Here is a 26,659-nt window from a genome sequence, read left to right as displayed (position 1 = left end):
TGCCTGCAGCCATGATCGAGTTCACCACGAGCCAGATCACGCCCTGGGTGATGTCGCTGTTCTGGCCGTTCGTGCGTATTCTGGCTTTCGTCGCCGTGGCGCCCATCCTGGGCGAAAACAGCCTGTCACGGGTTGCCAAGGTCGGCGTTGCGGTTCTGCTGGCATTCATCATCGCACCCACGCTGCCGCCGCCGCCGGACATCCCGCCGGTGTCCTATGTGGGCGTATGGCTGATCGTTCAACAGATTCTTATCGGCATTGCCATGGGTCTGGTCATGCGCGTGGTGTTCGCGGCCGTGCGCGCCGCGGGCGACTATATCGGCCTGCAGATGGGTCTGGGCTTCGCCTCGTTCTATTCGGCCGCCATGGGCGCGAACATCATGGTGCTGGCACAAATTCTGAACGTGTTCGCGCTGCTGTTCTTTCTGGCATTCGATGGCCATCTGATGATGATCCGGGTGCTCGCCTTCACCTTCTTCGAGCTACCTATCGGTGCCGGCACGCTCGACCCAGAAGGCTGGTACACGCTGGTGCGTTGGGGCGGCACGGTATTCAGTGCCGGCCTGGGGCTGGCGCTGCCGCTTGTCACGGCATTGCTGACCATCAATATGGCCCTGGGCATCCTCAACCGTGCCTCACCGCAGCTGTCCATCTTTTCGATCGGCTTCCCGCTCACGCTGCTCTCGGGCATCGTGCTTCTGTTCTTCATGGTTCCCGAACTCGGCGGTCTGTTCGGGCAGATGTTTGCCAACGGGATCGATGCCATGGGTGCGGTATTGAGCGCGCTCGCGGGGAGCGGCTAGCCGGGGCATGGGCCGGCACGGTGTGAGCCGGCAATCATGGCGCCGCCACAGCGCGGCCGCATCGCGCTCGACGGGTGAGTCGCGACGACCCGCCGATGGGTCGTGACGGCTGATCGAACAAGGCTCGGCCCGGGTTCATCCTTGAACGCGCGCGCATCCGTCCAGCAGGCCGGCCAGCGTTGTATAGCGGTCGCGTAAAAAAGCCCGCCGCGTATGAACGCTGCGGGCTGTATACCGGCGCCTGGCAGTACTAGGGAAGCTCTGCATAACCTCTCGCGGATCGCGTTCGAGTCCTCAAATGCGTTGCGACAAGGCGCCCGAGCGCAGCGCCTGCCTCATTGGCAGGTCAAGCTCGGCAACGCAGTCGCGGCGTCTGTGAGGCCGAACCCCTTCGGGGCCGGGGCTTTGCGCGCGCTTGATCGGCGTCAGTGTTCGCTACCGTGCAATAAGCACGCTACGCTCTCACTTCCTTGTCAATCGCGCGCAAAGCACGCCGGCGCGACCGTGGCAGGTTGTGCAGAGCTTCCCTAGATATTGAGGCTGAACATCGACAGCTTCTGAATATCGGTGAATGTCTTCTGCGAAAACTGCAGCGCCACCTGGGCCAGGCTGTAGTCCGAGTAGGCAGACATGTAGTCGAGATCCTCGAGCTGCGAGCGCGTCGTGTCGTAGTTGAGTCCGCGCGCTGCGCCGACCGTGTCGAGGGTATCCAGCTCGTTGAGCCGGGAGCCCAGCGACGCACGCACCGTCAGTACGTTGTCGAGTGAGTTGGCCACCTTGCGATGGGCGCTATTCAAACCGTTTTCCAGCGCTGCGCGCGAGGCCGGAGTGTCGGTTCCGGTCTTGAGGACGTTGATCACATCGGTCAGCGTATTGAGGATGTTGTTGTCCTCTTCGCGGTCGCGCGCAAAGGTAAAGCCGTCACCGCTGACGGGGCTGCCCTTGATGGTGACGCGCATGCTCTCGCCCAGTTCGATGGGCTCGCCGGCGACATAGGGCTGGTCGGCAACCAGGGTCTGGCCGGTGCTGGCATTGGCAACGCTATAGCGCGTTTCGCCATTCGTTTCACTGAAGCTGATACGGAATTCGTCGCCGAAGTCGGCGCTACTCGCATCGGCCACGTTGATCGAGCCAAACACACCCGTGCCCGAGTTGCCGGCATCGGCCGTGCCTACGTACTGGGCACTGTCGGTGACCGAGGCGAACACGCGGCTGCCGGTATCGTTGATCGCCATCATGCGGGAGGCGTCCACCCGCAGGTTCTGCAGGCCCTCATCGCCCTGATAGCTCACACGCCCGCCGGACTCGACAAACGGCGTCCTGTCGCCGTCATGTCCCGCGAAGATGAAGCGGCCGTTACCGTCCTGAGCGTTGGCACTACCGAGCATCTGGGCGTAAATGCCTTCAAGCTCGGTCGCAATCGAGTTGCGGTCGGCATCGCTGAGCGTACCGTTACCGGCCTTCACCAGCTGCGGCGTGACCGCCTGCAGCGCCCGGGTCACCTGATCGAGCTGCGTTTCCTCCGCCGAAATACTGCGACGGGCGGCGGTACGACTGGCTTCGAACTGCTCGTTGACCGCGCTGGCCTGCGAGACGACGAGCGCCTGCGAAGCAGCGCGCGGGTCGTCGGCCGGGGTCACGATCTTTTTGCCACTGGCAAGCTGCTGGCCGATGCCCGCGACCTGGCCCTGCTGGCGCAAGATCGACTGCATGCTCATGCTGTAAATCGAATTGGTGCTCAAGCGCATGACGTGTGCCTTTCAGTGAAAACTAGGCGCGGATGCCGAGCAACGTATCGAACAGGCTTGCCGCCGTTTCGATGACCTTGGCATTCGCTTGATACATTTGTTGGTAATACAGCAGGTTGACGCGCTCTTCATCGAGGTTTACGCCAGAAACCGACTGCTGTGCCGTGGCAAGTTCGCTGGTGAGCATCTGCTGCGCACTGCTGTTGACCTGAAGCGAGCGTGTCTTGTTACCGATATCGCTCACCAGGCGTGCATAGCCGCTGTTGAAGCTGCTCTCGCCTTCGATCGCGGTTTCATCCTGCAGGGCCGCCATGGCCAGCGCATTGCGGTTGTCGCCCGTACCGCCGCCCTGAGCGGCAGCAATCTCGGACGTATTCTTGACCGCGACTTCCATGCTGGCCGCGGCGCGATCCAGCGGTTTGATCACGAACGCATCGCCATCGGCAACGTCGCCCTGCACCCGGACCTCGACGCCGTCGAACTGCAACGGTGATTCGTCACCACCAAAAAAGCGCTTGTTGCCGTCGCTCGTGCGCGTGAGCGCATAGGAGTTCGTGTCCCCGTTGTATTCCAGCCGATAGTTGCTGGCGCGGACTTCGGCGCTTGCGCCCTCGGTGAACGTCACCTCCAGGCTCGCCGTTCCGCTGTTTTTCTCGTCGCTGAAGCTCACCGGGCTCGCCACTTCGAAGAACGCGCCCCCGGCCTGACCCTTGTACGTGGTCCCGCCCTGGTGGACTTCGTTCATGCGCGCGGCAAGCGTATGCGCCAACTGATCCAGACGCTGCTGGGCGGGCTCGAGCGAATCCTTGCGAAAAGCAAGCAGGCCGCCGATGGAGCCACCCTTGATGCTCGTTTCGGAGAGTTCGCGCAGCTGACCATTGCCGACATCGAAGGCGATCGCCGAACGGGTCGGGTCGGCGCTGGAATCCACCAGCTTGAGCGATTTCGCCCCGGTGGCGTCGACCAGCGGCTGGCCGGCTACCATCACATGGTAGGAATTGCCGTCCTGAACCGACAGCTTGACGTCCACGAGGTCGCCCAGCGCCGAAACCAGCTGGTCGCGCTGATCAAGCAGGTTGTTCGGGGCCTGTCCGGTCTTGGCCTGGGCCTGAACGATCTGCGTATTGAGATTGGAAATCTGCTCGGCGTAGTTGTTGACCTGCGTGATCGCGCCCTTCATCTGCGACTCGACGCTTTCACCCATGTCGGACAAGTATTCCGAAAACGCTCGGAACTGGGCGGTCATGCTGTTGGCATCGCCCAGCAGCGACTCGCGTGCGGCGGAATCCGCCGGACTCGCCGACAAAGTCTGTAGGCCACCGAAGAACTTCTGCATCAGCGGTGCCAGGCCGGCCTCGCTATCGCCCAACAGGTTGTTGATCTGCGATATCTGGCCGAGATGGCTGTCCAGCGCGCTCGAACGGCTCTGCGCATCGTTGAGCTGGCCGGTCAGATATTGCTGATACTGGCGCTCCACACCCGTCGTGCGCACGCCGCCGCCCTGGCCATCGCCCTGCTGGGACGTGCTCAGCCCTACCACCTGGCGGTTGTAACCGGGCGTTTTGACGTTGCTTATATTGTTGCTGGTCGTGGCCAGCGCGGTTTGCGCTGCCCCCAGGCCACTCAAGCCGATGCCGAATAGATTGGACATGATCGCTCTACAAGTTTGGCATGCGCACCGACGGTGCTTTCATACCTGGAAATAACGGCCAAAGTGCGAAGAAGTTGAACCCTCTCAGCGCCCGTACGGCTTAGAAAAGACGGCTCAGATCCGCCCCTTCTGCCCTGGCGAACTGCTCGGGCTTCGCGGCGGGCGCCGGCGTATCCGCAGGCAGCGTGCTCATGATAGAAACCAACTTGTTCGCATAGGCCGGATCGGTCGCATAACCGCAGTTCTGCAGTGCCCGTGCGGCGTGTTCAGCCGTGGGCGCATCGACCACCGGCTTGTAGCGCGGCGACTGGGTCAACAGACGCGCATAGTCCGAAAAAGCCTGCTCGTAGGAATCGTAGGCACGGAATTCGGCCTGCGTGGTGTAGCGCCGCGAGCCGGCATATTCGGTAGTCGTTACGCGCGCGGCGTCGCCGTCCCAACCGTTGGCCTTGATATTGAACACGTTAAAGCTCGGGCGTCCGTCGGCACGCGTGATCTCGTGCTTGCCCCAGCCGGTTTCCAGCGCCGCCTGAGCAAGAATCAGGCGTTTCGGAATGCCGGTTTCGCGGGCAGCGACCGCGGCCGCGGATTCCATGCGATCCAGAAAAGCGTTGACGTGATCGGGCAATACGGCGCGACGTACTGTGTCGGTAGCCGACGCCTGAGTGTCCGCCACGCTACGCCGGGTCGCGATGGCCTCGTTGACCGCCGCCTGCAGGGGCGGGCGCGGAAATTCCTTGCGCGCAAGATCGTCCGCGGGTGCGTTATCGGCACGACGTGGCTCGACCGGATCCGAGGCCCGCAGCGGCTGTGGCGTGGCATTGGGAATCGAAGCCAGAAAGGAATCGACCTGACTTTCAGGAGGCGTCGATGCCGTGTTCTTGCCCTGCAGCTGCTGGGTCAGCATATCGGCCAGGCCGATGCCGCGCTGCGACAGCGTCTGTGCCCACTGCTGATCCATGAGCGACTGATACATTTCCGAGCGCTGGCTGTTGAGCAGGCCACTCTGCGGGATGGCATCGCGCATCTGCTTGAGCATCTTCTGCAGAAACACGGCCTCGAACTGCTTGGCGGCCTCCTTGATGCCTTCATCCGGCGAGTTGCGTGCCGAATACTTGAGCTTGGAGACGCCATTCATGCTCAGGGCGAAATCGCCGCTCATGCCTGTGTTCGTCATCTAGATGATCTCCAGCTCGGCGTTCAGCGCACCCGCGGATTTGAGCGCTTCCAGAATAGCCATCAGATCGTTGGGCGTAGCCCCCAGGCGATTGAGCGCATCCACCACCTCGCGCAGCGACGCGCTTTCGGTGATCGTATGCAGCGTACCGCTGCCCTCCTGGACCGAGATATCGGCATTGGGCACAACCGCGGTCTGACCGCCCGACAATGCGTTCGGCTGACTGACGATCGGGTTCGAGTCGATTACCACCGACAGGCTGCCGTGGGCGATCGCGGCGCTGTTGAGGGTGACGTTGCGATTCATCACGATCGAACCGGTACGCGAATTGATCACCACGCGCGGTACTTCCTGGCCCGGGGTTACGTCCAGTGCCTGCACACGGGCAAGAAACGCTACCTTGGCGCCTTCGTCCACCGGCGCGCGCAGGGTGATGGTGCGGGCATTCTTGGCGGTGGCGATATCGGAACCGAACGCCTGGTTGATGGCATTCATGGTGCGCAACGCCGTGTTGAAGTCGGCACGCTTGAGGGCAAGGTCGATTTCACCACCCATGGCAAGCTGCGTAGGCACGGTGCGCTCGATGGTCGCGCCTTCCGGGATACGACCGGCGCCGGTCTGGTTGACCTGCACGCTGCTGCCGCCCGCGCTGGCGCTGATGCCGGGAGCAAGAATATTGCCCTGGGCCAGCGCATAGATATTGCCGTCTGCGCCCTTCAAGGGCGTCATCAGCAGGGTGCCGCCGCTCAGGCTCTTGGCGTTACCCACCGAGGAAACCGTCACATCCAGCTGCTGGCCGGTGCCCGCAAACGGCGGCAGGTCGGCCGTGACCATCACCGCGGCGACGTTCTTGAGCTGCATGTTGGTGCCGGCCGGCACGGTCACACCCAGCTGGGTAAGCATGTTCTTGAGCGCCTGGCTGGTGAACGGCGTCTGCGTGGTCTGGTCGCCGGTATTGCCCAGGCCCACGACAAGGCCGTAGCCGACCAGCGGGTTGGAACGCACGCCGCTGAAGGTGGCGATATCGCCCAGGCGCGCGGCCTGGGCGGTGCCGACCATCAGCACGGCGCCCGCGAGTGCCAGCAGCAAACGTTTGCAACGGCCGATCTGGATCATGTCTTGTCTCGCTCGTAAAAGGAGGAACAAACGATTCATCAAAGAGTTAAAGCGGCGACAGGTTCAGGAACACGCGCTGCAGCCAGCCCATACGCTGGGCCTCGTCGATATAGCCATCGCCGTAGTACTCGAGCCGCGCGTTGGCCACCTGGGTGGAGATGACGGTGCTGTCGGCCGAGACCGTGCGCGGATTGACCACGCCCGAGAACAGGATGTATTCCACGCCCTGGTTGATGCCGATACGCTTCTCGCCGGCCACCTGAAGATTGCCGTTGGGCAGTACGTCCATAACGGTCACGGTGATCGTGCCGGTGAAGTTGTTGGAGGCATTCGCACCGCCGCTGCCGTTGAAGCTGTTGTCGCCGGATATATCGGTCCCCTGAGCTTCCAGCAGGCTCTGCAGCGCTTCCGGGATCTGGGTGGGCGTAAACTGGACCGACCCGTTGCGGCTGGCCTTGGCCGCCGAACTCTTGGACGCGCTCACCGCCTCATCCAGCACGATGGTGAGAATATCGCCGACCTGGGTCGGGCGCCGGTCCTCGAACAGCGGCTTGGTATAGCTGGCTCGGAAGATGGAGCCGTCGGCCGGCGGCGCCGGCGGCAGCTGCGGCGGCGCCGTGGTCGGACCTTCGACCACGTTCTTGCGCGGCAGCTGCGCACAGGCCGAAAGCACGCCCAACGCCGCCACTATGACGACCAGACGAAGAATCCGCGAAAGCAGGCGCGTGCTGGACATCGTCGGCTCGTTACAGCTGGGCCAGACGCTGAAGCATCTGGTCGGAGGTTTCGACCGCCTTGGAGTTGATCTCGTAGGCGCGCTGGGTGGCGATCATGTTCACCATTTCCTCGACCACGTTCACGTTCGAGGTTTCCACGAACTTGTGCCGTAGCAGACCCGTGCCGTTCAGGCCCGGAATGCTGTCGTTGCGCGGGCCCGAGGCCGTGGTTTCGCGATACAGGTTGTCGCCGATGCTCTGCAGACCGGTCGGATTGATGAACGTGGTCAGCTGCATTTGGCCCACCTGGACGTTCTCGGCCGTACCCGGCTGGGTCACCGATACGGTGCCGTCGGTGGCTACGCTGATCGACAGCGCGTTTTCCGGAATGGTGATGGCCGGCTCGACCGGGAAGCCCGTGGCGGTGACCAGCTGACCGTTCTGGTCGATCTGGAACGAGCCGTCACGCGTGTAGGCGTTGGTGCCGTCGGGCATCTGCACGGCAAAGAAGCCGCGGCCGTCGATGGCGACATCCTTGGAGTTGCCGGTTTGCTCGAGGTTGCCCTGCGAGTGCAGACGTTCGTTGGCCACCGGCTGCACGCCGGAGCCGATCTGCAGGCCCGAAGGCAGGTTCGTCTGGACCGACGACAGCGCGCCGGGCTGGCGCATGTCCTGATAGAGCAGATCCTGAAAGACCGCGCGCGAGCGCTTGAAGCCGTTGGTCGACACGTTCGCCAGGTTGTTGGCGATGGTGTCGAGTTTGACCTGCTGGGATTCCAGACCGGTCTTGGCAATCCAGAGTGAGCGAATCATGCGTTTTCCCTCGTTGCGCCGGGCGGTATGCCCGTGCGCGATTCGTATCTAAAAAAACCTAGCTCAGCGAGAGCAGCTTGTTGGCGCTCTGATCGTTTTCATCGATGCTGCTGATCATCTTCATCTGCATTTCGAAGCGACGGGCGTTTTCGATCATCGACACCATGGCTTCCGTGGCATCGACGTTGCTGGCCTCGATCGCGCCACTGACAACGCGTACCGTGTCGTCCGCCGCAAACGGCGCGCCGGGCGTGCCGTCTTCGTTGTTGCGCGGATGGAACAGGTTGTCGCCGCCGCGTGCGATCTGACCGGGCTCCGGGTTGACCAGCTTGAGACGCCCGATCTCGGCGATCGCGTCGGGCTGATCGCCCGCACCGATGGCCGAAATCGTGCCGTCCGGCGCGATCGTGACCTGGGCCCCGAGGGGCAGCACCAGCGGTGCACCGAACTCGCTGAGCACCACATTGCCGTTGCTGCGCAGCAGACCGGTCGAGTCCATCTGCAGCCCGCCTGCGCGGGTGTAGGCTTCCTCGCCGTTCTCGGCCTGTACCGCCAGCCAGCCGTCACCGTCGATGGCCACATCGAGACTGCGGCCGGTGTTGGTGATATCCCCGGGGGTCAGATCGGCCCCCGGGGTGGTGCTGGCCGTGATCGCACGCGTCGCCAGACCGTCGCCATTGACGGGCACGGCCCGGAACATCGACAGCTGGCCACGAAAACCCGGGGTCGAGGCGTTGGCCATGTTGTTGGCCACGACGGCCTGGCGTTCCAGGGTCTGGGTGGCGCCGCTTAGCGCGGTATAAAGCAGTCGATCCATGGCGTGACGTCCGGCGGTTGAAGCGTGCTAACGAAACGATCAGCTGCGACTAGCGCAGGTTGACCGCGGTCTGCAGGACCTGATCCTGCGTCTTGATGGTCTGCGCATTGGCCTGATAGTTACGCTGCGCGATGATCATCTCGACCAGCTGCTGGGACAGATCCACGTTGGAAGCCTCGAGGGTCGAACCCAGCAGGCTGCCGAACTGACCGGTACCGGCCACACCCAGACCGGCCTGACCGGATGCCGCGGTTTCCACCCAGGCATTGCCGCCCACCGGGGACAGCCCCTGCTCGTTACGGAAGCTGGCCAGCGCGATCTGGCCCAGGTTGATGGCCTGACCGTTTGAGTAGCTGCCACGGATCATGCCGTCCTTGCCAACGTTGATCGCGGTCAGATCACCCGACACATAGCCGTTCTGCTGCGGCGTGCTGGCAGAAAATTCCTGCGCGGTCTGCGAGGAGCCGGCGAAATCGAAGCTGAAGTCGATCGGCGCCGAACCGTTCTGCGCATTCAGGCTGTAGGACACCGACGAGCTGCCCAGCGTGTCGGCCTTGTTCTGCTGACCGGCTTCGACCAGGTTACCGTTGGCGTTGAAGCTCAGGGTGCTGGCCGGCAGCTGCTGCACATAGCGGATCTGGCCGCCCGAGAAGCTGCCATCCGGGTTCGCACTCGCGCCCGATACATAGGCGGTGTAGTTGTTGCCGCCGTCGCTGAAGCTATAACGCCCGTTGCCATTGGTCACCGGGTCGAAGCCGTTGTAGGTTTCGTTGGCATCGACCGTGCGCGGCAGGTTGGACTCATCGCCCAGCGCCATTTCGCCGTTCACGCTCCAGCTGTTGGACGCGGTCTTGGTGAAGAACAGGTTCACGCTATGCGCGTTGCCCAGCGAATCGAACACGGTGTTGGGCGTGCTCCAGTTGTAGCTTTCGGCATTGTCGGCGTTGAACGGGCCCGTCTTGGTCTCGGCGCCGGCATCCAACGCGGTGGCCAGGGAAGCCTCGGTGGTGGCCTTGGCGTTCATGCGCTCGGTCGGAATGACCAGAGGCACCGGATTGCCGCCAGCCGCCACGGTGGGCTCGGCCGCCGGATTGTTGAAGTTGGTCACGTTGTACCCGGTCAGCAGCGCGCCCTGGGCGTTGGCGATATTGCCGTCCTTGGTCTGCTGGAATTCGCCGTTGCGCGAGTACAGGGTCTGGGCGCCGTCGGTCAGACGGAAGAAACCGCCGCCGTCGATCGCGATGTCGAGGTTGCGGCCGGTGTTGTTGAGCGCACCGCCGGCAAAGTTCTGGGTCACGCCGGATACGGTGGCGCCCAGGCCGGTCTTGGCACCGGCATAGATGTCCGCGAATTCGCTGCGACCGGACTTGAAGCCCACGGTCTGCGAGTTGGCGATGTTGTTACCGATACTGCTCAGGCTGCTGTTGGCCGCGTTAAGACCGCTGACCCCTTGCGAAAAACTCATGGTGCTTTCCTCGTGATTCGAGTGTTGAGTATTGCCCGATCGCGGGCGTGATGATTGATCGATTAGCGTGCGTTTACGCCCGCAATTCGCGATACCTGGAACTAGATGATCTGGCGGATGGCGTCGAGATCGACCAGCCCCTTGTGCGGGCCGAGATCGAGCTTGGCCCCGTTCTCGCCGGCGACCACGCCGCTGACATAGCCGGTCGATAGCGGCTCGACCGGCACCGACTCGCCGTCGGGGCCGACGGCCTCGATGGCAAAGCGATAGTTGCCCTTGGTCACAACGTTTCCAGAGGTATCGGTGCCATCCCAGGAGAACGACTGGGTGCCGGCCGGCTGGTCCTTGTAAGAGGATTCGTGCACCACGGTGCCGCTGCCGTCGGTGATGGTGAGCTTGACCTGGCTCGCCGGGCCATCGAGATCCATGCCGAACGGCAGCGACGAGCCCTGCTCGCCCACGCTGATGTCGTTGCCCGGCACCAGTACGCCGCGCCCGATCAGGGCACTGGCCTGGAGCTGCTGCGACTTGCCGATCTGGCCGTTGATCGCGGCCAGGGTGTCGTTGAGGTCGTTGATGCCGCTCACGGTGTTGATCTGCGCGATCTGCGAGGTCACCTGCGAGTTGTCCATCGGGTTGAGCGGGTCCTGGTTCTGCATTTGTGCAACCAGCAGCGTCATGAACTGCTCGCTCATGTCCTTGGCGCGGGTACGCGACGCCGAGGTCGTGGCGGTGGCGCCGCTCGACGCATTCAAAGAACCCAGAATATCGGTAGCCATAATGATTGGACCTTGTGGTTATTCGCCGAGCGACAACGTACGCAGCGCCAGCTCTTTGCCGGTGTTGAGCACTTCGATGTTGGCCTGGTAAGAACGTGACGACGAGATCATGTTGATCATTTCGTCGGTGGGATTGACGTTGGGCATCTGGACATAGCCCTTGTCGTCGGCCAGGGCATGCCCCGGGTTGTATTCCTGACGAAAGGGCGCATCGCTTTCGATGACGTTGGATACGCGCACGCCGCCGATGCCCTCGGCGCTGCCGGCATTGAGTTCGAACATCACCTGCTTGGCGCGGTACGGCTCGCCGTTCGGCCCGGCCACGCTGTCGGCGTTGGCCATGTTGCTGGCCGCCACGTTCATGCGCTGCGCCTGGGCGGTGAGCGCCGAACCCGCGGTGTTGAAAAGATTGGAAATCGACATTCTTATCCCTCGTGGTTAGACGCTGATCAGCGCTCGGGCTGCATGGCGGCACGCAGACCCTTGATTTGCGAGCCCAGAATCTGAAGGTTGGCGCGGTAGTGGACGGCGTTGTTCATGAACTCGACGCGTTCGACGTCCATATCCACGGTGTTGCCGTCCAGGCTCGGCTGGTATGCGTTGCGATAGGCCAGCTGGGTGCCATCGATGCTGCCGGGGCTTGCCGCGCTCATATGCCCGGCCGACGTGGTCTTCAACGGCACCGCCGGCGTGGCGTTATCGCCGGCGGCTCCGATTACGCGGTCGAGTTCGGCGCGAAAATCGAAGTCCCGCGCCTTGTAGCCCGGCGTATCGGAGTTGGCGATATTCGCCGACAGCACGTCCTGGCGCTTGTCGCGCAGATCGAGTGCGTTCTTGTAGAAACTCAGCGATGCTTCGAGTCGATCGAGCATGGTGGCTGCTCCCCTCATGGCCTGCAGATGGTTTTGCGAGGCTCATACTAAGAGGAGGTCTGGCAAGTCCATGACCAGAACAGGCACCAATTTGGGCTCTAATTCACCGAATGGTACGACCGCGACCGGCCCTAGAATTCGCCAACACGAGATCACCGCTGCCCATACGAGCCACTACCGCATGAACCCGGCCCCCGCCCGTCGCAAAGCACGCATCGCACTACGGCTTCTGGCCGTGGCGTTGCTTGGCTGCGTCACGTGGTCGGCCCAGGCCGACGACGCGGCGTTGCAGCAGCTGCTGACCGATTATCTGCGCAGCCAGACGGCGGCCGAGGGCGAGGTGGACATTTCGGTGACCATGCCCGCGATCGCCATGCCAGCATGCAAAAACCCGCGACCGTTTTTGCCGGGGCGCAATCCGCGCGTTGCCGGCAATATCACGGTTGGCGTGCAGTGCCCGGGCGATCGCCCGGCCACGCGCTATTTCCAGGCGCGCGTGAACGTGATCGCCGACTACTACGTAGCCGCCCGCGACCTGATGCCCGGCGATGTGATCGGCATGGCCGATATCCGGCGCGAACAGGGCGACCTGTCGCGCCTGCCCGGCAATGTCGCGACCCGCCCGGAGGCGCTTGTCGGCATGTCGGCAAGCCGCCGCGTCGCCGCAGGGCGCGCTTTGAGCGAATCCATGGTCCATGCGCCCGTGGCGATCAAGCGCGGCGAGCTGGTACGCGTCGTGGCCGTGGGCCCCGGCTTTTCAATCACCACCGAGGGCAAGGCCCTCAATGCCGCACCGCTGGGTGGCGACGTGCGGGTGAGCACACAGGAGGGCTCGATTGTCATCGGCCGGAGCACGAACGAGAATACGGTAACGATCACGCGTTGATCCGTTGTGCGCGATATCGACGTTTCTGGATTAAAGAAATAAATCCGAGCGCCGATGTTTGCGCCATGGCACGCACAATCGTTCCAGCAGGAACGTTCGAGGAATACAGCCGTGAATATCGACCCGACCCAGAACACACCGCGTATCGTCAACACCGAGACGCGCGACATCAAGAAGACCGACGAAGCCAAAGCCGGCGCCCAGGCGCCCGCAGCGGCCGCCTCGGCCCGTTTTCAGGCCTCCGGCATTTCGGATGCTTCGCAGGATATCGACATGGCGCGCGTGAACGAGATTCGCGACGCAATCAGCCAGGGCAAGCTCGAGATCCGTTCCGACAAGATCGCCGACGGCCTGATTGCCAGCGCCCAGGCGTTGGTTTCCGGCAAATCATAACCAGGACAACATCATGAACGACCCCTTCGCGATCAATCTGCAACAGCATCACGACGCTCTGGGCGAGTTCATGACCGTGCTCGACAAGGAGCAGGCGTTGTTCACCGAGGCGCCGGTCGCCGTCGACGCTCTGGCGCGGCTGACCGAGCGCAAGGCCGCCCAGGCCAACACGCTGGAGCAGCTCGACGGCCAACGGCGGGCAATGCTGGCCGAGCGCGGCTACGACACGGGCCGTGACGGCGCCGGCCAGCTTGCCGCTTCGTTGGGCTGCGATGCCATCTGGCAGGCACTGCTCGAACGTATCGAAGCCGCGCGCGCCCAGAACCAGATCAACGGCCTGGCCATCGAAACCCGGCTGGACCACACCAATCGCACGCTGAGCTTTCTTCAGCGTGAGACGGGCCAGACCCTGTACGGGCCGAACGGGCGCACCCGTGCCTATGGCTCAAGCCACAGCCTGCGCAACGGCGTCTAGCCGAGTTGTTGTTAGGCCGACACCAAGACAGCTGACTGCGTCAGCTGTTTTCAACCTCATAGAAAAATAGACGCCGGGCGCTGCCCGGCGTTTCTGTTCAATGGCTTCGCAGCGGCTCGTCAACGGGTTTACGCCGCCTGCTGCATCTAAAATGTGCTTACCTAGGGCGTGTCGCCATGAGATAAGGCGGCGCATCGGCCGTGGCGATTGATGCCACCAGCCCGCCCAGCGAAGCTCTGCACAACCTGTCGCGGTCGCGCCGGCGTGCTTTGCGCGTGGCTGGCGAGGAAAGGCGCGCGTCGGGTGCTTGTTGCACGCGAGCGCGCCTTGACGAAGACCAGACGCGCAAAGCCCCGGCCCGCAAGGGGTTCGGCCTCAAATGCGATCCGCGCGAGGTTATGCAGAGCTTGCCTAGCGGAAGTTGACCATCAAAGTCAGTTCCTTGCCCTCGAGCGGCGCGCGCGTTGCCGGCGGGCCGTCGATCAGGAATTCGAACCGAAACCCGGTCGCCACCGGCAGACCCTCGAACGCCATGCTCTGACCCCGCGCCTGGGCGGCATCGATACAGCGACCGCCACCGCATAGCCGTACCTTGAGTGCGCGCGGCCGCCAGCCGGCGAAGTCGTAGTGCCATTCCACCCGGCTGATCGCCCTACCCGCCAGTGGCGTATCGCCCTTCGGCGATAGCGTGTCGCTGGTGTAGCGCAGGCCCTGCTGGCGCAGGGTGGGCGTCTGGCTTTCGGCAACCCAGCGCCCGGCCGCCATGGCCGGCACGCATGCGCTGGCCAATAGCAGCGCCAGAATCATCGCAGGGCAACGTTTCGTCGCCATGCGCCAGCGCCTAGCGCCCACCGATAAGCATATTCACGCGCACGCTGCGATCGTCGGGGATTTCGTTCTGCGACAGCACCACGAGCTGGCGCATGCGCCGGCGGAGGAAACGGGTCAGCAACGGCCGCAGTTCGTGCTGGACCACCAGCACCGGCGGCAGTCCCCGCTCTTCCTGACGCGCGACCGAATTCTCGACCTGCTGGACGAGCGTATCGGCCAGACCCGGCTCCATGCCGCCGCCGTTGTGCAGCGCCTGCATGAGCATCTGCTCGAGCTTGGCGTCGAGCGTCATGACTTCCAGCTGCGGGGCGGCCCCGTACCAGTGCTGCACGATCGAACGACCGAGCGACATCCGCACCATGGCCGTGAGTTCGTTGACGTCCTGGGTATGGCCGGCGTTGCCCGCCAGCACATCCAGAATACGGCGCATATCGCGAATCGAGACATCTTCTTCGAGCAGGTTCTGCAGAATGCTCGTAATCGTGCTCAAGGGCACCAGCTTGGGCACCACGTCATCGACCAGCGCCGGATTATCGGCCTTCACCCGATCCAGCAAGGACTGGGTTTCGCTGCGCCCGAGCATGTCGCTGGCGTGCTGGGCCAGCAGATGATTGATATGCGTTGCAATCACGGTCGAAGCATCGACCACCGTATAGCCCTGGACCTCGGCCTGCTCGCGATGGCCGTCCTCGATCCAGACCGCCGGCAGGCCGAAGGCCGGATCGGTGCCGGCCCGGCCTTCCAGCGTGCCATGGGCCTGCCCGGGATCGATGGCCAGCCACTGGCCGGGATAGGCCTCGCCACGGCCGATTTCAACGCCGTTCAGGGCCAGGCTGTAGCTATGCGGCTGAAATTCCAGGTTGTCGCGGATATGTACCACCGGCGGCAAAAAGCCGACTTCCTGGGCAAACTTCTTGCGTACGCCCTTGATGCGCTTGAGCAGCTCGCCGTCCTGATGCGCGTCGACCAGCGGGATCAGCCGATAGCCGACCTCCAGGCTCAAGGGATCGACCAGCTGGACATCGTCCCAGCTCGCTTCCTTGGTTTCGGCGGTGATCGGGGCGGCCGGGGCCTGCTGCTCGGCCTGCGCCTGGGCGACGCGTGCCTGCTTTTGCAGATACCAGCCCAGCCCGCCCAGCAGCGCGGTGAAGAACAGGAATACCAGGTTCGGCATGCCCGGTACCAGGCCCAGCATGCCGAGCACGCCGGCCGACAGATACAGTACCTGCGGATTGGTAAACAACTGCGCCAGCATCTGCTGGCCGACGTCCTGTTCGGTGCTCACGCGCGACACGGTCACGCCGGCCGCGGTCGAAATCACCAGCGCGGGCACCTGGGCGACCAGGCCGTCGCCGATGGTGAGCAGGGTATAGGTCCGGGCGGCCTCGCCGGCCGACAGGCCGTGTTCGCCCATGCCGATGATCAGGCCGCCGATGAGGTTGATGACCATGATCAGGATGCCGGCGATGGCATCACCGCGCACGAACTTGCTGGCGCCGTCCATGGAGCCGAAGAAATCGGCTTCCTGGGCGATCTCCTGACGCCGTTCCTTGGCCTGCTGTTCGTTGATCAGGCCGGCGTTGAGGTCGGCGTCGATGGCCATCTGTTTGCCGGGCATGGCGTCGAGAGTGAAGCGCGCGCCCACCTCGGCAATACGCCCTGCACCCTTGGTGATCACCATGAAGTTGATCACGATCAGGATGCCGAACACGACGAGACCAACCGCGAAGTTGCCCCCGACCAGAAACTGGCCAAAGGCCTCGATGACCTGGCCGGCAGCACCCGCGCCGGAATGGCCGTTCATGAGCACGACCCGGGTCGACGCCACGTTCAGCGACAGCCGCAGCAGGGTGGCAAACAGCAATACGGTGGGGAACGCGGCAAAGTCGAGCGGCTTCTTGGTGAACATGGCCACCAGCAGCACCATGATCGACAGCGCGATATTGAACGTGAAGAACAGATCCAGCACGAACGGCGGCAACGGCAGGATCATCATCGCCATGATCATGAGGATCAGAATCGGCCCGGCCAGCATCTTGTACTGGCCGGCGCCGCCTGCCCCGAGGCGGCCGAACATCGTGTTTAAAGCGTTCATGCGTTGCTGTCTTCCTCGTCCGGGTCGAGCCCGGGGGGCACGGCTATTGCCGTGGGTTTGACCGGCGGCACCCCGCCGCCCTGTTGATAGCGCTTGAGCTGGAATACCCAGGCCAGCACTTCAGCCACCGCGGTATACAGCGCGGCCGGAATTTCCGTATCCAGATCGCCGTGGCGATACAGCGCGCGTGCCAGCGGCGGCGCCTCAAGCAAGGGTACGCCCGATTCCGCCCCCAGTTCACGGATTTTGGCCGCTACATTGTCCGCGCCCTTGGCGACCACCCGCGGCGCGTTCATCTCGCCGTCGCGATAGGACAACGCCACCGCGTAATGGGTCGGGTTGGTCACGATCACGTCGGCGGTGGGCACTTCGCTCATCATGCGTCCGCGTGCCATCGCCTGCTGCTGCTGACGGATCTTGGCCTTGAGCTGCGGATCGCCCTCGGATTCCTTGTGCTCGTCCTTGATCTCCTGGCGGCTCATGCGCAGCTTTTTGTGGTGGCTCCACAGCTGGTAAGGCACGTCGATACCCACGACCACCGTGAATGCCAACAGCATCAACGCGCAACAGGTCACGATCAGGGTCAGCGCGTGCAACAGCGCGCCGTGGCCCTGCTCCTGGGCGAGCGCCAGCAGCTGGTCGAGATGGGTATAGACAAACCAGACGGCCACCGAACCAATCAGCACCGTCTTGGCAATCGCCTTGACGAGTTCGATCAGCCCCTGGGAGGAGAAGATGCGCCCCAGACCCTTGATAGGGTCGAGTTTCTTGGCATCGAACTTGATCGACTTGGCCGAAAACAACCAGCCGCCGAGCAGCGTAGGCGCGAGCAGCGCAATCACAACCAGCGGCAGGGTAATGGGCGCGAGCGCGCCGAGCGTGGTCAGAACCTGCGCCCACTGATGACTCAGCAGGCGGCTGCTGTCCATGGCCATGGCGGCATCGAAGCGCATGCTGGACTGCATGACGGTCATCATCTGCTCGCCCATCCAGCTGGACATCAGCCATAGGCTGGCCAACCCCACGCACAGCAGCAGAAAAGTAGCCAATTCGCGCGAACGCGGAACCTGGCCGTCCTCGCGCGCCTTTTCCAGGCGTCGCGGGGTTGCCGGTTCTGTTTTTTCCGCATCGCTTTCGTTGGACATGCGCTACTCGAGGGGCCGCTGCCCATTTGAGCAGGCAACGGCCGAAGTTTCGAGTGGGCATTATGCAAAGCGCGCGCGCAATGCGATTGCGCGAACAGCGGCGTTAATGCGCGCTTATCGTCGGATGCGGGGGATGCGGGCGCCGTCGCGCCCGTCTTTGTCAGAACCCGAGGCTGTCCAGCAGGTCGTCCACCTGTGACTGATCGGTCACGATATCGGCGTTGCCTTCGGTCTGGATCTGCGGACCGTTGAGCAACGAGGCGTTCTCGCCGTTCTTGTCGCGTAGTTCAGCCTCGCGCCCGCGTACACGGTCTTCCGGCAGATACTGCAACAGCACGTCGATGAGCTGCTTTTCGATATCGCGAATAACGACCACGAGTTTCTTGATCACCTGCCCGGTGAGATCCTGAAAATCCTGGGCCATCATGATGTCGTGCAGCTGGGCGCTGGTTGCCTGTGTCTGCTCCGGCACCCATTGCAGGTAGCTGCGGGTATCGCGAACGAGTTCGCGCGCGTCGGCCAACTCGATCGGCGACTCGAACCACGACTGCCAGCGCTCGTCGAGCTTGACCGCACGGTTTTCTATCTCGCTTTGTAGCGGCTGTGCGACTTCGATCGACGACAACGCCGTCTCGGCCGCCTGCTCGGTCATGGTGGCGATATAGTTGAGCCGATCACGCGCATCCGGAATGGCGTCGGCCGCTTTTTCCACCTCGCGATCGAGTCCCAGCTCGCGCATGCTTTCGTTGAGCGCGCGGGTGAGATGGCCGATACGATCGATCAGCTCCTCGGCCTGCGCGGGGGAGGCCTGTTCGGCCGAATGACTGTTTTCCATGATGCTGCCTTCTCCTGCCCGTCGGGCACGCGCTTACATGCCGAGTTTGTCGAAGATCCGCTCGAGTTTTTCTTCCAGCGTCGCCGCCGAAAACGGCTTGACCACATAGCCGCTGGCGCCTGCCTGGGCCGCAGCGACGATGTTTTCCTTCTTCGCTTCGGCGGTGACCATGAGCACCGGAAGATGCTTGAGCGTATCACTGGCACGAATACGCTTGAGCATTTCCAGCCCGTCCAGGTTGGGCATGTTCCAGTCGGAAACCACGAACTGGAACTTGCCGGTGTTGAGCTTATCCAATGCCTCGGCCCCATCTTCGGCCTCTTCGACATTGTTGTAGCCCAGTTCCTTGAGCAGATTGCGCACGATGCGGCGCATCGTGGAAAAGTCGTCGACGACGAGGAAGTTGAGGTTCTTGTCCGCCATGGCGATATCTCGGTTTGTTAACTGGCCTGTGGGTGTGTGAGCGGTCGTGCAGGGCCTGGCCCATGCTGTGTTCAGATGCGCAATGCGCGACTTTCCGGACCGGCGAGCAGCGCCAGCGCATGGCGCGCCATCTCGTCGATCGGCACCACCGCCTGGGCCGCGCCGATGGCAATGGCTTCGCGGGGCATGCCGAAGACCACGCAGCTGGCTTCATCCTGGGCGAGCGTGGCCGCACCGGCCTCGCGCATCCGCAAAAGTCCTTGCGCGCCATCCTTGCCCATGCCGGTCATGAGAATGCCGATCGCATTGCGCCCGGCATGTTTTGCGGCCGAGTCGAACAGTACATCGACCGAGGGCCGATGACGGTTGACCGGCGGCCCCGCCTCGAGGGCCACCACGTAGTTCGCGCCGCTGCGCGCCAGGCGTAGATGGTTCTCGCCGCCGGGTGCGATATAGGCACGCCCGGGCAGCACCCGTTCGCCGTGCTCGGCTTCCTTGACCTGGATACGGCACAGCGAATCCATACGCTTTGCAAACGAGGCCGTGAACCCGCCCGGCATATGCTGGGTGATCAGAATCGCAGGCGCGTCGGCAGGCAGAGGTTCGAGAAACTCCCGAATGGCTTCCGTACCGCCGGTGGATGCACCCACGATAAACAGCTTTTCGCTGGACACGCGCGGCGCGGTCAACGGCTGGGCGTCGGCAGGCCGGCTGGTGGGTCGACGCAGGGTCGCCCGGGCGGCGCCGCGGATCTTTTCCACGATTTCATGGCCGCTCTGTACCAGCCCGCGGCTGAGATCGAGCTTGGGCTTGGTGACGAAATCGACCGCGCCCAGCTCGAGTGCCTGCAGGGTGATATCCGAGCCGCGTTCGGTCAGCGACGACAGCATGATGACCGGCATGGGCCGCAGTCGCATGAGCTTGCCGAGAAAATCCAGGCCGTCCATGCGCGGCATTTCCACGTCCAGCGTGAGCACGTCGGGGTTGTGTTGTTTGATCAACTCGCGTGCGACCAGCGGATCCGGCGCGGTGGCGACCATTTCCATATCGTCTTCGTTATTGACGATTTCGGTCACGAGCTTGCGAATGAGTGCCGAATCGTCGACACACAGCACGCGAATGGGGCGTTGAGCAGTTTTGGTCACGAGGCCGTCTCCTTGCGCCCAGTCTGGGTCGATGCCTGCGCAGGGACAACCCTGGCCGCGACCGGCAGCACGGGTACGAGCTTGTTCGCCAGCAACACATCCTGCTGGACCATGCGGCGCTCGCCGCCGCGCAGTCGACGCAGCTGTACGCGGCCGGTGGCCGGAAAATAATGCACCTGTCGGGCGCAGTCGCCCTTGAGTTCCTGGGACAGCACGGCGATACCGCAGTCGTCCAGATATTCGAGAATGAAAGCGGAATTGGCCTCGCCCACGCGGGCACCCTGCATACCGCTCATGAGCATCGCGCCGCCGAATACCTTGGCTTCGATCCGCTCGCGGCGCGCGCCCTGGCGGTAGAGCGCCTCGAGCAGGGTGTCCATGGCGTAGTCGCCATAGCGCATGGACCGCGCCTCGGCAGAGTCCATCTCGGCGCCTGCCGTAGGCAGCATGAAATGATTCAGCCCGCCGACACCGGCCACCGGGTCGCGCAGACAGGCCGCAACACAGGAGCCCAGCACCGTGGTCAGAACCACGTCGTCCCGGCTGATGGCATATTCGTTAGGCAGCACCCGAATGGCATCCATGCCGTGACGCTGATCGAAATAGGTGTGCGTCGACGCTTTCTCGATCGGCCTGCCTGACTGGCGCGCGCTCATGCCGACACCTTCGTCGCACGCAGGCCTTTGCCGAGAGCGCGCTCGTAGACGGTATGACTGCGCAGACGCAGCGACTGCGTGATGCTGGAGAAATTCTCCGAATGCCCCGCAAACAGCAGACCGTCTTCGCGCAGCAGCCCCGCGAAGCGTTCCAGCAGACGTGCCTGGGTGGCCTTGTCGAAATAGATCATCAGATTCCGACAGAAGATCACGTCGAGCGGACCTTCGATATTCCAGTTCGCGTCGAGCAGGTTGAGCGCACGAAAAGTGATGTTCTGGCTCAGGCTCGGCTGCACGCGCACCATGCCGGCGCGCTCGCCCGTGCCCTTGAGAAAGAACCGCTGCAGCCGCTCCGGGCTCATCTTGCTGACATCGTTCATCGAGTAGATACCGCGGCGTGCGACTTCAATGGCGCGCGTATCGATATCGGTGGCGAGAATACTCGCCGCACGCGAGCCCGTGCCCATCGCCTCGGCCAGCGTGATCGCGATCGAGTAGGGCTCTTCGCCGGTAGACGCCGCACAGGTCCAGACCTTGAGCGGCTCTTTTCGTGCGTTCGCGTGCGCCGCCAGCAACGGGAAATGGTGGGCTTCGCGAAAGAACGAGGTCAGATTTGTCGTCAACGCGTTGACGAACTGTTCCCATTCGGGGTGATTCGCATCGGCCTGAAGCATGGCCAGATAGTCGCGAAAACGCGTATGGCCGAGCACGCGTACGCGTTTGGCCAGCCGGCTGTAGACCATTTCGGTCTTGTGAGGGGCCAGTGAAATACCCGCGCGCGCATGTATGAGCTTGCGCACGCACTCGAAGTCCTCGGCGGTGAGTAGTAAATCACGTTCGGTCTGAACAGCCAGCACGGGTGTGCCTCCTTGCGGTACGTGGCCTGCATGAACCACCGCCGAATACACGGGGTATCGACGGATGAGCGGGCCTGTAGCTAGCATCGACCGAAAGCGGTTTTTCTTTAATACACTACTTAATCAGAAGGTTATGAAAACAAAAAAAACGCCACGCCCAGACGGCGCAGCGCTTTTCGGCGATGCCATGAACCCATCGGCTTCACACGACGCCGGGCTCAGGCGATGGCCTCGACCTCTTCAACGATGGCCAGTTCGCTGCTGCTCATCATGCGATCGATATCCACGAGAATGAGCATGCGGTCATCGACGCTGCCCAGGCCAAGCACGTGCTCGGTCGCCGCGGCGACGCCGAAATCCGGCGCGGGTTTGATCTGCTCCGGGGTGAGCGTGAGCACGTCGGACACGCTGTCGACGACCACGCCGACCACCCGCTCGCCCACGTTCAACACGATTACGACGGTATGCTGGTCGTAGGCCGCATTCTCCAGACCGAACTTGATGCGCGCATCGATAATGGGAACGATACTGCCGCGCAGGTTGGTCACGCCCTTGACGAAATCGGGCACGTTGGCGATACGGGTTACCTGGTTGTAGCCGCGAATCTCCTGCACTTTGAGGATGTCCACGCCGTATTCTTCGCCACCCAGCGCGAAAACCAGGACTTCCATGTCCGCAGCCGCATCACGCGCTGCGTCGTTAGCAATGACTTCAGCCATGTCGTTTACTCCGTATAACGTCATGTATGTATGAGAATCAGGCCAGCGCTGCCCGCTGTACCTGGGTTTCGCTCTGACGACCTGCGCGGGACAGCGCAACCACGTCGAGAATCAGGGCGACGCTGCCGTCGCCGAGGATGGTGGCGGCAGAAATGCCGACGACCTTGCGGTAGTTCGTTTCAAGATTCTTGACCACTACTTGGCGCTGACCGAGCAGCTCATCCACGAGTAGCGTGAAATAGCGGCCCTCGCTTTCGATCACCATGACGATGCCGCGCAGCACGTCGCTCTGGGCATTGTCGATATCGAATACGCGATGCATTTCCACCAGCGGCAGATATTCGCCGCGCACGTAGACCAGCTGTTTGTCCTGGCCCACGCGCTTGAGCTGGTCGGCCTGGACCTGCATGGATTCCTTGATCGCGCCGAGCGGCATGATGAACACCTCTTCGCCCACGCGAATGAGCATGCCGTCCATGATCGCCAGCGTTAGCGGTAGCACGATGCGAATGGTCGTGCCCTGGCCGAACGTGGACCGAATATCCACATGGCCGCCGAGTTCCTGAATATTGCGCTTGACCACGTCCATGCCGACGCCGCGTCCCGATACGTCGGTGACCGCCTCGGCGGTCGAGAACCCCGGCGCGAAGATCAGCTGCCAGACTTCGTCATCGCTCATCGAATCGCTGACCGCCAGCCCGTTCTGGCGCGCCTTGGCCAGAATCCGTTCACGGTTGAGCCCGGCGCCGTCATCGGAAATATCGATGAGGATGCTGCCGCCCTGATGCTGGGCCGCCAGTGTCAGCGTGCCGGCGGCGGGTTTGCCGGCGGCCTTGCGCCGTTCCGGCGTTTCGATGCCGTGATCGAGGCTGTTGCGCACCAGATGGGTCATCGGATCCATGATCCGCTCGATCAGGCCCTTGTCGAGCTCGGTCGATTCGCCCTCGGTGACCAGGTTGATTTGCTTGCCCAGCTTGCTGCTGAGGTCGCGTACCAGCCGTGGGAAACGGTTGAAGGCATAGTCCATGGGCATCATGCGCACCGACATCACCGCTTCCTGCAGATCGCGCGCGTTGCGCTGGAGCTGGTTGAGCCCTTCGAGCAGTGCCCCGTGGGCCTCGCTGTCCAGACCGCCAATGGTCTGTTCCAGCATGGACTGCGTAATAACCAGCTCGCCGACGAGGTTGATGATTTCGTCGACCTTCTCGGTGGATACCCGCAACGAACTGGATTCCGCCGACGATTTATTAGCCGCTTTGGGCTTGCCGGCGGCCGCCGGTGCAGCCGTCGGCGCCTTGTCCTCGGATGCGCTGGCCTTGTCCTGCGGCTTGTTGTCGCGTTCGGCGGCCACCGCTTCGCTGACCGCCTGGGCCACCACATCCTCGGCCTGGGTATCTTCGGATTCGGCGCTATCGGCGACCACCGCTTCGGCCGCGCCGAAGCTCAGCTGCTCGGCATCGATGATGAAGCACAGCACCGATTCGATATCATCAGCCGCGGCCGGCTGGGCCAGCATCACGGTCAACGTATCGCCTTCGTAGGTCTGGCTTTCGATGTCGCCAAAAAGCCCGAGCTCTTCGACCAGCGTCGAGCACTTGTCTTCTGCGATACCGCTGATCGAAACCGACCGGACCATGCCTTCAGGCAAGGCAAGCGGGCCGGCCGCTGCCACGTCGCCTACCGGCTTGTCGACGGCCGACGCGACGTTCGCCAATGCGGCACTGCCCTGCTCGTCGAGCGTTCGTAGCCGCTGGGCCATGTCTTCGTATGCGTTCTGGTCGGGCTCTTCCGAGGCCCGATAGGCATCGATCTGGCCGGCGAGCACGTCGCGGCATTCGAGAAACAGGTCGATCGCGGGACGGTCGAGCACGAGTTCGCCATGACGCGCTCGGTCGAGCAGGTTTTCCAGCAGATGCGTGGTCTCCTGCAAATGGGTAAACCCGAAGGTGCCCGCCCCGCCCTTGATCGAATGGGCGGCCCGAAAGATGGCGTTGAGGTCTTCGCTATCAGGCGCATCAATATCGAGATTGATTAGCAGACGCTCCATTTCATCGAGCAGCTCGTCCGCCTCGTCGAAAAAGGTCTGATAGAACTCGGCGATATCTAGTGTCATGCTTGATTATTCCGCTTGCACTGGTGAGCGAACTGTCCCAGCAAATATCGTTCAATCGCGCGCGACCTTTAGCCTTCGATCAAACAATTATTAATTCGTCATCCGGGCAGCTGCCTTGATCCGCTGTTTTCAAGACGATGAGAAAACAGACGCCGCCACCTGCCGGTCGTTTATTTACAATGACTGCACGACCGCTGGACGCCGCGCTCATGCATTCGCATACGCGCGTTCAGCTCGAAAATCGTCTGTCGGCATACCCGGCGGATAGATGGCAATTTGCTGCGATTCAGCCCGATTGCCCTTCAACGACGACCTTATTCGCATCGGCCTTCACCATGCGATCGGTATCCGGCACTTCGGCATCGACAGACAACGTGTCGCCGACCGGCAGGCTCTCTTCCTCGAACCGGTGCTGGGCGTGCTCATTGAGTACCAGAATGCTGATCCGACGGTTGCCGGGCGCGGCCGGTGAGTCGATACCGGGCCGGCTCGCGGTGGCGGCCGCGCCAATGACCCGTATCAGCTTGTCGGCCTGCATGCCGCCCTGGATGAGCGCACGCCGCGCCGCGTTGGCGCGGTCGGTCGACAGCTCCCAGTTGCTGTACTGGCGATCGCCCGAGGCAAATCGCAGATCGTCGGTATGCCCGGTCAGGGTGATCGGGTTGGGAAACTCGTTGAGTTTGGGCGCGATTTTCGATAACAGCGAACGGATATAGGGCGCCGGCTCTGCGCTGCCCAGCTCGAACATCGGCCGCCGGTTATCGTCGCTGATCTGAATCAGCAGTCCGTCTTCCACCACCTTGAGACTGAGCTGCGAGCTCAGGTCGTCCAATGCGGGATCCGAATGAATCATCGATTCCAGGCTGTCCTGCAGATCACGCAACGGCCGATGACTGGGCCGGTAGTTGGTCGCATTCGGGGACGTCAGCGATACCTCGCCTTCCGAATGCATGGGATCGTCGCCGCCGCCGGGAATGGCGCTGTTGCTGGCCGAGGCCTTGTCGCCCCCCATCATCGCGACCTTGAGCGGCGTACGGAAATAGTCGCCGACTTCTTCGCGCTCCGAGGCACTCAGGCCGGACAGCAGCCACATGACCAGAAAGAACGCCATCATCGCGGTCATGAAATCGGCATAGGCGATCTTCCACGCGCCATGGGAGCCATGACTCGCCGCCTTCTTGCGGCGAATGACGATCGGTCGTTTATGCGGATCGCTCACGAGGACGCCTGGGCCGAGCCGCCGCTCTTGACGCCGCGCACGTGCTCTTCAAGCTCGCTGAAGGACGGGCGCTCGGTCGAGAACAGGGCCTTGCGGCCAAACTCGATCGACAGCGGCGGCGCGTAGCCGTTGAGGTTGGCCAGCAGCGTCACCTTGACGCTCTGCATGATCTTGACGACCTCTTCCACCTGCGAACGCACGCGCGCGGCCAGCGGACTGACAAAACCGTAGGCCAGCAGAATGCCCAGGAACGTGCCGACCATGGCATGGGCGATCAGCGGGCCGATTTCGGACGGGTCGAGCGCGGCCGAGCCAAGCGCGTGGACCACGCCCATGACCGCGGCCACGATGCCGAAAGCCGGCAACGAATCGCCCATGGCCGCCAGGCCGTGGGCCGGAATCTCGGCCTCGTGCTGGAAGGTTTCGATCTCGTGGTCCATCAACGCTTCGATTTCGAAGGCGTCCATGTTGCCGCTGATCATCAGGCGCAGATAATCGGTCAGGAAGTCCATGACCAGCTTGTCCTGAACCAGCTTCGGATAGGCCGAAAACAGCGTGCTTTCGCTCGGGTTCTCGATATCCTGTTCGAGCGACATCATCCCGGACTGGCGCGCCTTGGCCAGCAGCAGATAAAGCAGGGTCATCAGATCCACGCAGATCTCCTTGGAGTACTGCGAACCGCGCATCAACCGCGGCAGGGTGCGCATGGTCGCGCTGATGCCCTTGCCGTTATTGGCCGCAACGAACGCGCCGATACCGGCGCCGAAGATAATGACCAGCTCGGCCGGCTGATACAGCGCGCCCATATGCCCGCCGACCATAGCGTAGCCGCCGAGCACGGACCCGATGACGATGACGTAACCCACGAGTATTAGCACTGTCGCCTTCCCTGACTGGACATGGCCGTAGA

The 26,659-nt window shown here is 62.8% G+C and carries 27 protein-coding genes; 4 read left to right on the top strand and 23 right to left on the bottom strand.

Annotated features, from left to right (window positions below):
* The first annotated feature begins 11 nt into the window (after positions 1-11).
* Entirely contained in the window at positions 12-803 is a 792-nt protein-coding gene (gene fliR, locus C84B14_RS15205) for a flagellar biosynthetic protein FliR (protein WP_353225345.1), read from the top strand.
* Between the two features lie 527 nt (positions 804-1,330).
* Here the strand turns inward: fliR and flgL are convergent.
* The 11 genes from flgL to flgB form a co-directional block, all read right to left on the bottom strand.
* On the bottom strand, positions 1,331-2,551 hold the full coding sequence (gene flgL / locus C84B14_RS15200; RefSeq protein WP_353225343.1) for a flagellar hook-associated protein FlgL: 1,221 nt from the start codon (positions 2,549-2,551) through the stop codon (positions 1,331-1,333).
* A 22-nt stretch (positions 2,552-2,573) separates the two neighbouring features.
* Positions 2,574-4,202 (bottom strand): flagellar hook-associated protein FlgK, encoded by a 1,629-nt coding sequence (flgK, locus tag C84B14_RS15195; protein WP_353225341.1) that lies wholly within the window; start codon positions 4,200-4,202, stop codon positions 2,574-2,576.
* Between the two features lie 100 nt (positions 4,203-4,302).
* On the bottom strand, positions 4,303-5,379 hold the full coding sequence (flgJ, locus tag C84B14_RS15190) for a flagellar assembly peptidoglycan hydrolase FlgJ (RefSeq protein WP_353225339.1): 1,077 nt from the start codon (positions 5,377-5,379) through the stop codon (positions 4,303-4,305).
* Positions 5,380-6,495: a flagellar basal body P-ring protein FlgI gene (locus C84B14_RS15185; protein ID WP_348767189.1), complete on the bottom strand. Its 1,116-nt coding sequence runs from the start codon at positions 6,493-6,495 to the stop codon at positions 5,380-5,382. It lies immediately after the preceding gene.
* A 46-nt stretch (positions 6,496-6,541) separates the two neighbouring features.
* Positions 6,542-7,231 carry a flagellar basal body L-ring protein FlgH gene (locus C84B14_RS15180; RefSeq protein WP_348767188.1) on the bottom strand — a complete coding sequence of 230 codons (690 nt, stop codon included), beginning with the start codon at positions 7,229-7,231 and terminating at the stop codon, positions 6,542-6,544.
* 10 nt (positions 7,232-7,241) lie between these two features.
* Entirely contained in the window at positions 7,242-8,024 is a 783-nt protein-coding gene (gene flgG, locus C84B14_RS15175; RefSeq protein WP_293627629.1) for a flagellar basal-body rod protein FlgG, read from the bottom strand.
* A 58-nt stretch (positions 8,025-8,082) separates the two neighbouring features.
* Positions 8,083-8,841 carry a flagellar basal-body rod protein FlgF gene (flgF, locus tag C84B14_RS15170; protein WP_353225336.1) on the bottom strand — a complete coding sequence of 253 codons (759 nt, stop codon included), beginning with the start codon at positions 8,839-8,841 and terminating at the stop codon, positions 8,083-8,085.
* A 49-nt stretch (positions 8,842-8,890) separates the two neighbouring features.
* The gene (locus tag C84B14_RS15165; RefSeq protein ID WP_353225334.1) at positions 8,891-10,306 is read right to left on the bottom strand and encodes a flagellar hook protein FlgE; all 1,416 of its coding nucleotides are present in this window, start codon (positions 10,304-10,306) and stop codon (positions 8,891-8,893) included.
* A gap of 101 nt (positions 10,307-10,407) precedes the next feature.
* A complete protein-coding gene (locus C84B14_RS15160) occupies positions 10,408-11,085 on the bottom strand; it encodes a flagellar hook assembly protein FlgD (RefSeq protein WP_353225332.1) in 678 nt (225 codons plus the stop codon).
* A gap of 18 nt (positions 11,086-11,103) precedes the next feature.
* Positions 11,104-11,508, bottom strand: coding sequence for a flagellar basal body rod protein FlgC (flgC, locus tag C84B14_RS15155; protein WP_353225330.1), 405 nt, complete (start codon positions 11,506-11,508; stop codon positions 11,104-11,106).
* 26 nt (positions 11,509-11,534) lie between these two features.
* On the bottom strand, positions 11,535-11,957 hold the full coding sequence (flgB, locus tag C84B14_RS15150) for a flagellar basal body rod protein FlgB (protein WP_353225328.1): 423 nt from the start codon (positions 11,955-11,957) through the stop codon (positions 11,535-11,537).
* Positions 11,958-12,138: 181 nt separating this feature from the next.
* Here flgB and flgA point away from each other — a divergent pair, with 181 nt between their 5' ends.
* The 3 genes from flgA to C84B14_RS15135 all read left to right on the top strand — a co-directional run bounded on the left by flgA (position 12,139) and on the right by C84B14_RS15135 (position 13,711).
* Entirely contained in the window at positions 12,139-12,843 is a 705-nt protein-coding gene (gene flgA / locus C84B14_RS15145) for a flagellar basal body P-ring formation chaperone FlgA (RefSeq protein ID WP_353225326.1), read from the top strand.
* Between the two features lie 111 nt (positions 12,844-12,954).
* Positions 12,955-13,236: a flagellar biosynthesis anti-sigma factor FlgM gene (flgM, locus tag C84B14_RS15140; RefSeq protein WP_348767181.1), complete on the top strand. Its 282-nt coding sequence runs from the start codon at positions 12,955-12,957 to the stop codon at positions 13,234-13,236.
* A gap of 13 nt (positions 13,237-13,249) precedes the next feature.
* Positions 13,250-13,711, top strand: coding sequence for a flagella synthesis protein FlgN (locus tag C84B14_RS15135; protein WP_348767180.1), 462 nt, complete (start codon positions 13,250-13,252; stop codon positions 13,709-13,711).
* Between the two features lie 411 nt (positions 13,712-14,122).
* Here C84B14_RS15135 and C84B14_RS15130 read toward each other — a convergent pair whose 3' ends face one another.
* The 12 genes from C84B14_RS15130 to motA all read right to left on the bottom strand — a co-directional run bounded on the left by C84B14_RS15130 (position 14,123) and on the right by motA (position 26,627).
* Complete coding sequence (locus tag C84B14_RS15130) at positions 14,123-14,542, bottom strand: flagellar protein FlhE (protein ID WP_353225323.1); 420 nt, start codon at positions 14,540-14,542, stop codon at positions 14,123-14,125.
* A gap of 10 nt (positions 14,543-14,552) precedes the next feature.
* Positions 14,553-16,637 carry a flagellar biosynthesis protein FlhA gene (gene flhA / locus C84B14_RS15125; protein WP_348767178.1) on the bottom strand — a complete coding sequence of 695 codons (2,085 nt, stop codon included), beginning with the start codon at positions 16,635-16,637 and terminating at the stop codon, positions 14,553-14,555.
* Complete coding sequence (gene flhB / locus C84B14_RS15120) at positions 16,634-17,782, bottom strand: flagellar biosynthesis protein FlhB (RefSeq protein WP_348767177.1); 1,149 nt, start codon at positions 17,780-17,782, stop codon at positions 16,634-16,636. The genes flhA and flhB overlap by 4 nt, the downstream gene beginning before the upstream one ends.
* Positions 17,783-17,942: 160 nt before the next feature.
* Positions 17,943-18,617 carry a protein phosphatase CheZ gene (gene cheZ, locus C84B14_RS15115; RefSeq protein ID WP_353225320.1) on the bottom strand — a complete coding sequence of 225 codons (675 nt, stop codon included), beginning with the start codon at positions 18,615-18,617 and terminating at the stop codon, positions 17,943-17,945.
* 33 nt (positions 18,618-18,650) lie between these two features.
* Complete coding sequence (cheY, locus tag C84B14_RS15110; RefSeq protein ID WP_348767175.1) at positions 18,651-19,040, bottom strand: chemotaxis response regulator CheY; 390 nt, start codon at positions 19,038-19,040, stop codon at positions 18,651-18,653.
* A gap of 71 nt (positions 19,041-19,111) precedes the next feature.
* Entirely contained in the window at positions 19,112-20,185 is a 1,074-nt protein-coding gene (locus C84B14_RS15105) for a protein-glutamate methylesterase/protein-glutamine glutaminase (RefSeq protein ID WP_353225318.1), read from the bottom strand.
* The gene (locus tag C84B14_RS15100; RefSeq protein ID WP_353225316.1) at positions 20,182-20,841 is read right to left on the bottom strand and encodes a chemoreceptor glutamine deamidase CheD; all 660 of its coding nucleotides are present in this window, start codon (positions 20,839-20,841) and stop codon (positions 20,182-20,184) included. The genes C84B14_RS15105 and C84B14_RS15100 overlap by 4 nt, the downstream gene beginning before the upstream one ends.
* Positions 20,838-21,698 carry a CheR family methyltransferase gene (locus tag C84B14_RS15095; RefSeq protein ID WP_353225314.1) on the bottom strand — a complete coding sequence of 287 codons (861 nt, stop codon included), beginning with the start codon at positions 21,696-21,698 and terminating at the stop codon, positions 20,838-20,840. Before C84B14_RS15095 ends, C84B14_RS15100 begins: the two co-directional genes overlap by 4 nt.
* Positions 21,699-21,916: 218 nt before the next feature.
* Positions 21,917-22,417: a chemotaxis protein CheW gene (locus C84B14_RS15090; RefSeq protein ID WP_348766632.1), complete on the bottom strand. Its 501-nt coding sequence runs from the start codon at positions 22,415-22,417 to the stop codon at positions 21,917-21,919.
* Between the two features lie 37 nt (positions 22,418-22,454).
* Positions 22,455-24,530 carry a chemotaxis protein CheA gene (gene cheA, locus C84B14_RS15085; protein WP_353225312.1) on the bottom strand — a complete coding sequence of 692 codons (2,076 nt, stop codon included), beginning with the start codon at positions 24,528-24,530 and terminating at the stop codon, positions 22,455-22,457.
* Between the two features lie 286 nt (positions 24,531-24,816).
* Entirely contained in the window at positions 24,817-25,749 is a 933-nt protein-coding gene (motB, locus tag C84B14_RS15080) for a flagellar motor protein MotB (protein WP_353225310.1), read from the bottom strand.
* A complete protein-coding gene (gene motA / locus C84B14_RS15075; protein ID WP_348766629.1) occupies positions 25,746-26,627 on the bottom strand; it encodes a flagellar motor stator protein MotA in 882 nt (293 codons plus the stop codon). Before motA ends, motB begins: the two co-directional genes overlap by 4 nt.
* Between the last annotated feature and the right edge of the window lie 32 nt (positions 26,628-26,659).

The organism is Salinisphaera sp. C84B14, assembly GCF_040361435.1.
Taxonomy (GTDB): domain Bacteria; phylum Pseudomonadota; class Gammaproteobacteria; order Nevskiales; family Salinisphaeraceae; genus Salinisphaera.
The sequence above is the reverse complement of the archived record's forward strand: the minus strand, read 5'-3'. Positions and strand labels throughout refer to the sequence as shown.

Excerpts from the sequence above, each read along its gene's own strand:
- fliR (WP_353225345.1), top strand. The coding sequence starts at position 12 with ATGATCGAGTTCACCACGAGCCAGATCACGCCCTGGGTGATGTCGCTG.
- flgL (WP_353225343.1), bottom strand. The coding sequence starts at position 2,551 with ATGCGCTTGAGCACCAATTCGATTTACAGCATGAGCATGCAGTCGATC.
- flgK (WP_353225341.1), bottom strand. The coding sequence starts at position 4,202 with ATGTCCAATCTATTCGGCATCGGCTTGAGTGGCCTGGGGGCAGCGCAA.
- flgJ (WP_353225339.1), bottom strand. The coding sequence starts at position 5,379 with ATGACGAACACAGGCATGAGCGGCGATTTCGCCCTGAGCATGAATGGC.
- C84B14_RS15185 (WP_348767189.1), bottom strand. The coding sequence starts at position 6,495 with ATGATCCAGATCGGCCGTTGCAAACGTTTGCTGCTGGCACTCGCGGGC.
- C84B14_RS15180 (WP_348767188.1), bottom strand. The coding sequence starts at position 7,231 with ATGTCCAGCACGCGCCTGCTTTCGCGGATTCTTCGTCTGGTCGTCATA.
- flgG (WP_293627629.1), bottom strand. The coding sequence starts at position 8,024 with ATGATTCGCTCACTCTGGATTGCCAAGACCGGTCTGGAATCCCAGCAG.
- flgF (WP_353225336.1), bottom strand. The coding sequence starts at position 8,841 with ATGGATCGACTGCTTTATACCGCGCTAAGCGGCGCCACCCAGACCCTG.
- C84B14_RS15165 (WP_353225334.1), bottom strand. The coding sequence starts at position 10,306 with ATGAGTTTTTCGCAAGGGGTCAGCGGTCTTAACGCGGCCAACAGCAGC.
- C84B14_RS15160 (WP_353225332.1), bottom strand. The coding sequence starts at position 11,085 with ATGGCTACCGATATTCTGGGTTCTTTGAATGCGTCGAGCGGCGCCACC.
- flgC (WP_353225330.1), bottom strand. The coding sequence starts at position 11,508 with ATGTCGATTTCCAATCTTTTCAACACCGCGGGTTCGGCGCTCACCGCC.
- flgB (WP_353225328.1), bottom strand. The coding sequence starts at position 11,957 with ATGCTCGATCGACTCGAAGCATCGCTGAGTTTCTACAAGAACGCACTC.
- flgA (WP_353225326.1), top strand. The coding sequence starts at position 12,139 with ATGAACCCGGCCCCCGCCCGTCGCAAAGCACGCATCGCACTACGGCTT.
- C84B14_RS15135 (WP_348767180.1), top strand. The coding sequence starts at position 13,250 with ATGAACGACCCCTTCGCGATCAATCTGCAACAGCATCACGACGCTCTG.
- C84B14_RS15130 (WP_353225323.1), bottom strand. The coding sequence starts at position 14,542 with ATGGCGACGAAACGTTGCCCTGCGATGATTCTGGCGCTGCTATTGGCC.
- flhA (WP_348767178.1), bottom strand. The coding sequence starts at position 16,637 with ATGAACGCTTTAAACACGATGTTCGGCCGCCTCGGGGCAGGCGGCGCC.
- flhB (WP_348767177.1), bottom strand. The coding sequence starts at position 17,782 with ATGTCCAACGAAAGCGATGCGGAAAAAACAGAACCGGCAACCCCGCGA.
- cheZ (WP_353225320.1), bottom strand. The coding sequence starts at position 18,617 with ATGGAAAACAGTCATTCGGCCGAACAGGCCTCCCCCGCGCAGGCCGAG.
- cheY (WP_348767175.1), bottom strand. The coding sequence starts at position 19,040 with ATGGCGGACAAGAACCTCAACTTCCTCGTCGTCGACGACTTTTCCACG.
- C84B14_RS15100 (WP_353225316.1), bottom strand. The coding sequence starts at position 20,841 with ATGAGCGCGCGCCAGTCAGGCAGGCCGATCGAGAAAGCGTCGACGCAC.
- C84B14_RS15090 (WP_348766632.1), bottom strand. The coding sequence starts at position 22,417 with ATGGCTGAAGTCATTGCTAACGACGCAGCGCGTGATGCGGCTGCGGAC.
- cheA (WP_353225312.1), bottom strand. The coding sequence starts at position 24,530 with ATGACACTAGATATCGCCGAGTTCTATCAGACCTTTTTCGACGAGGCG.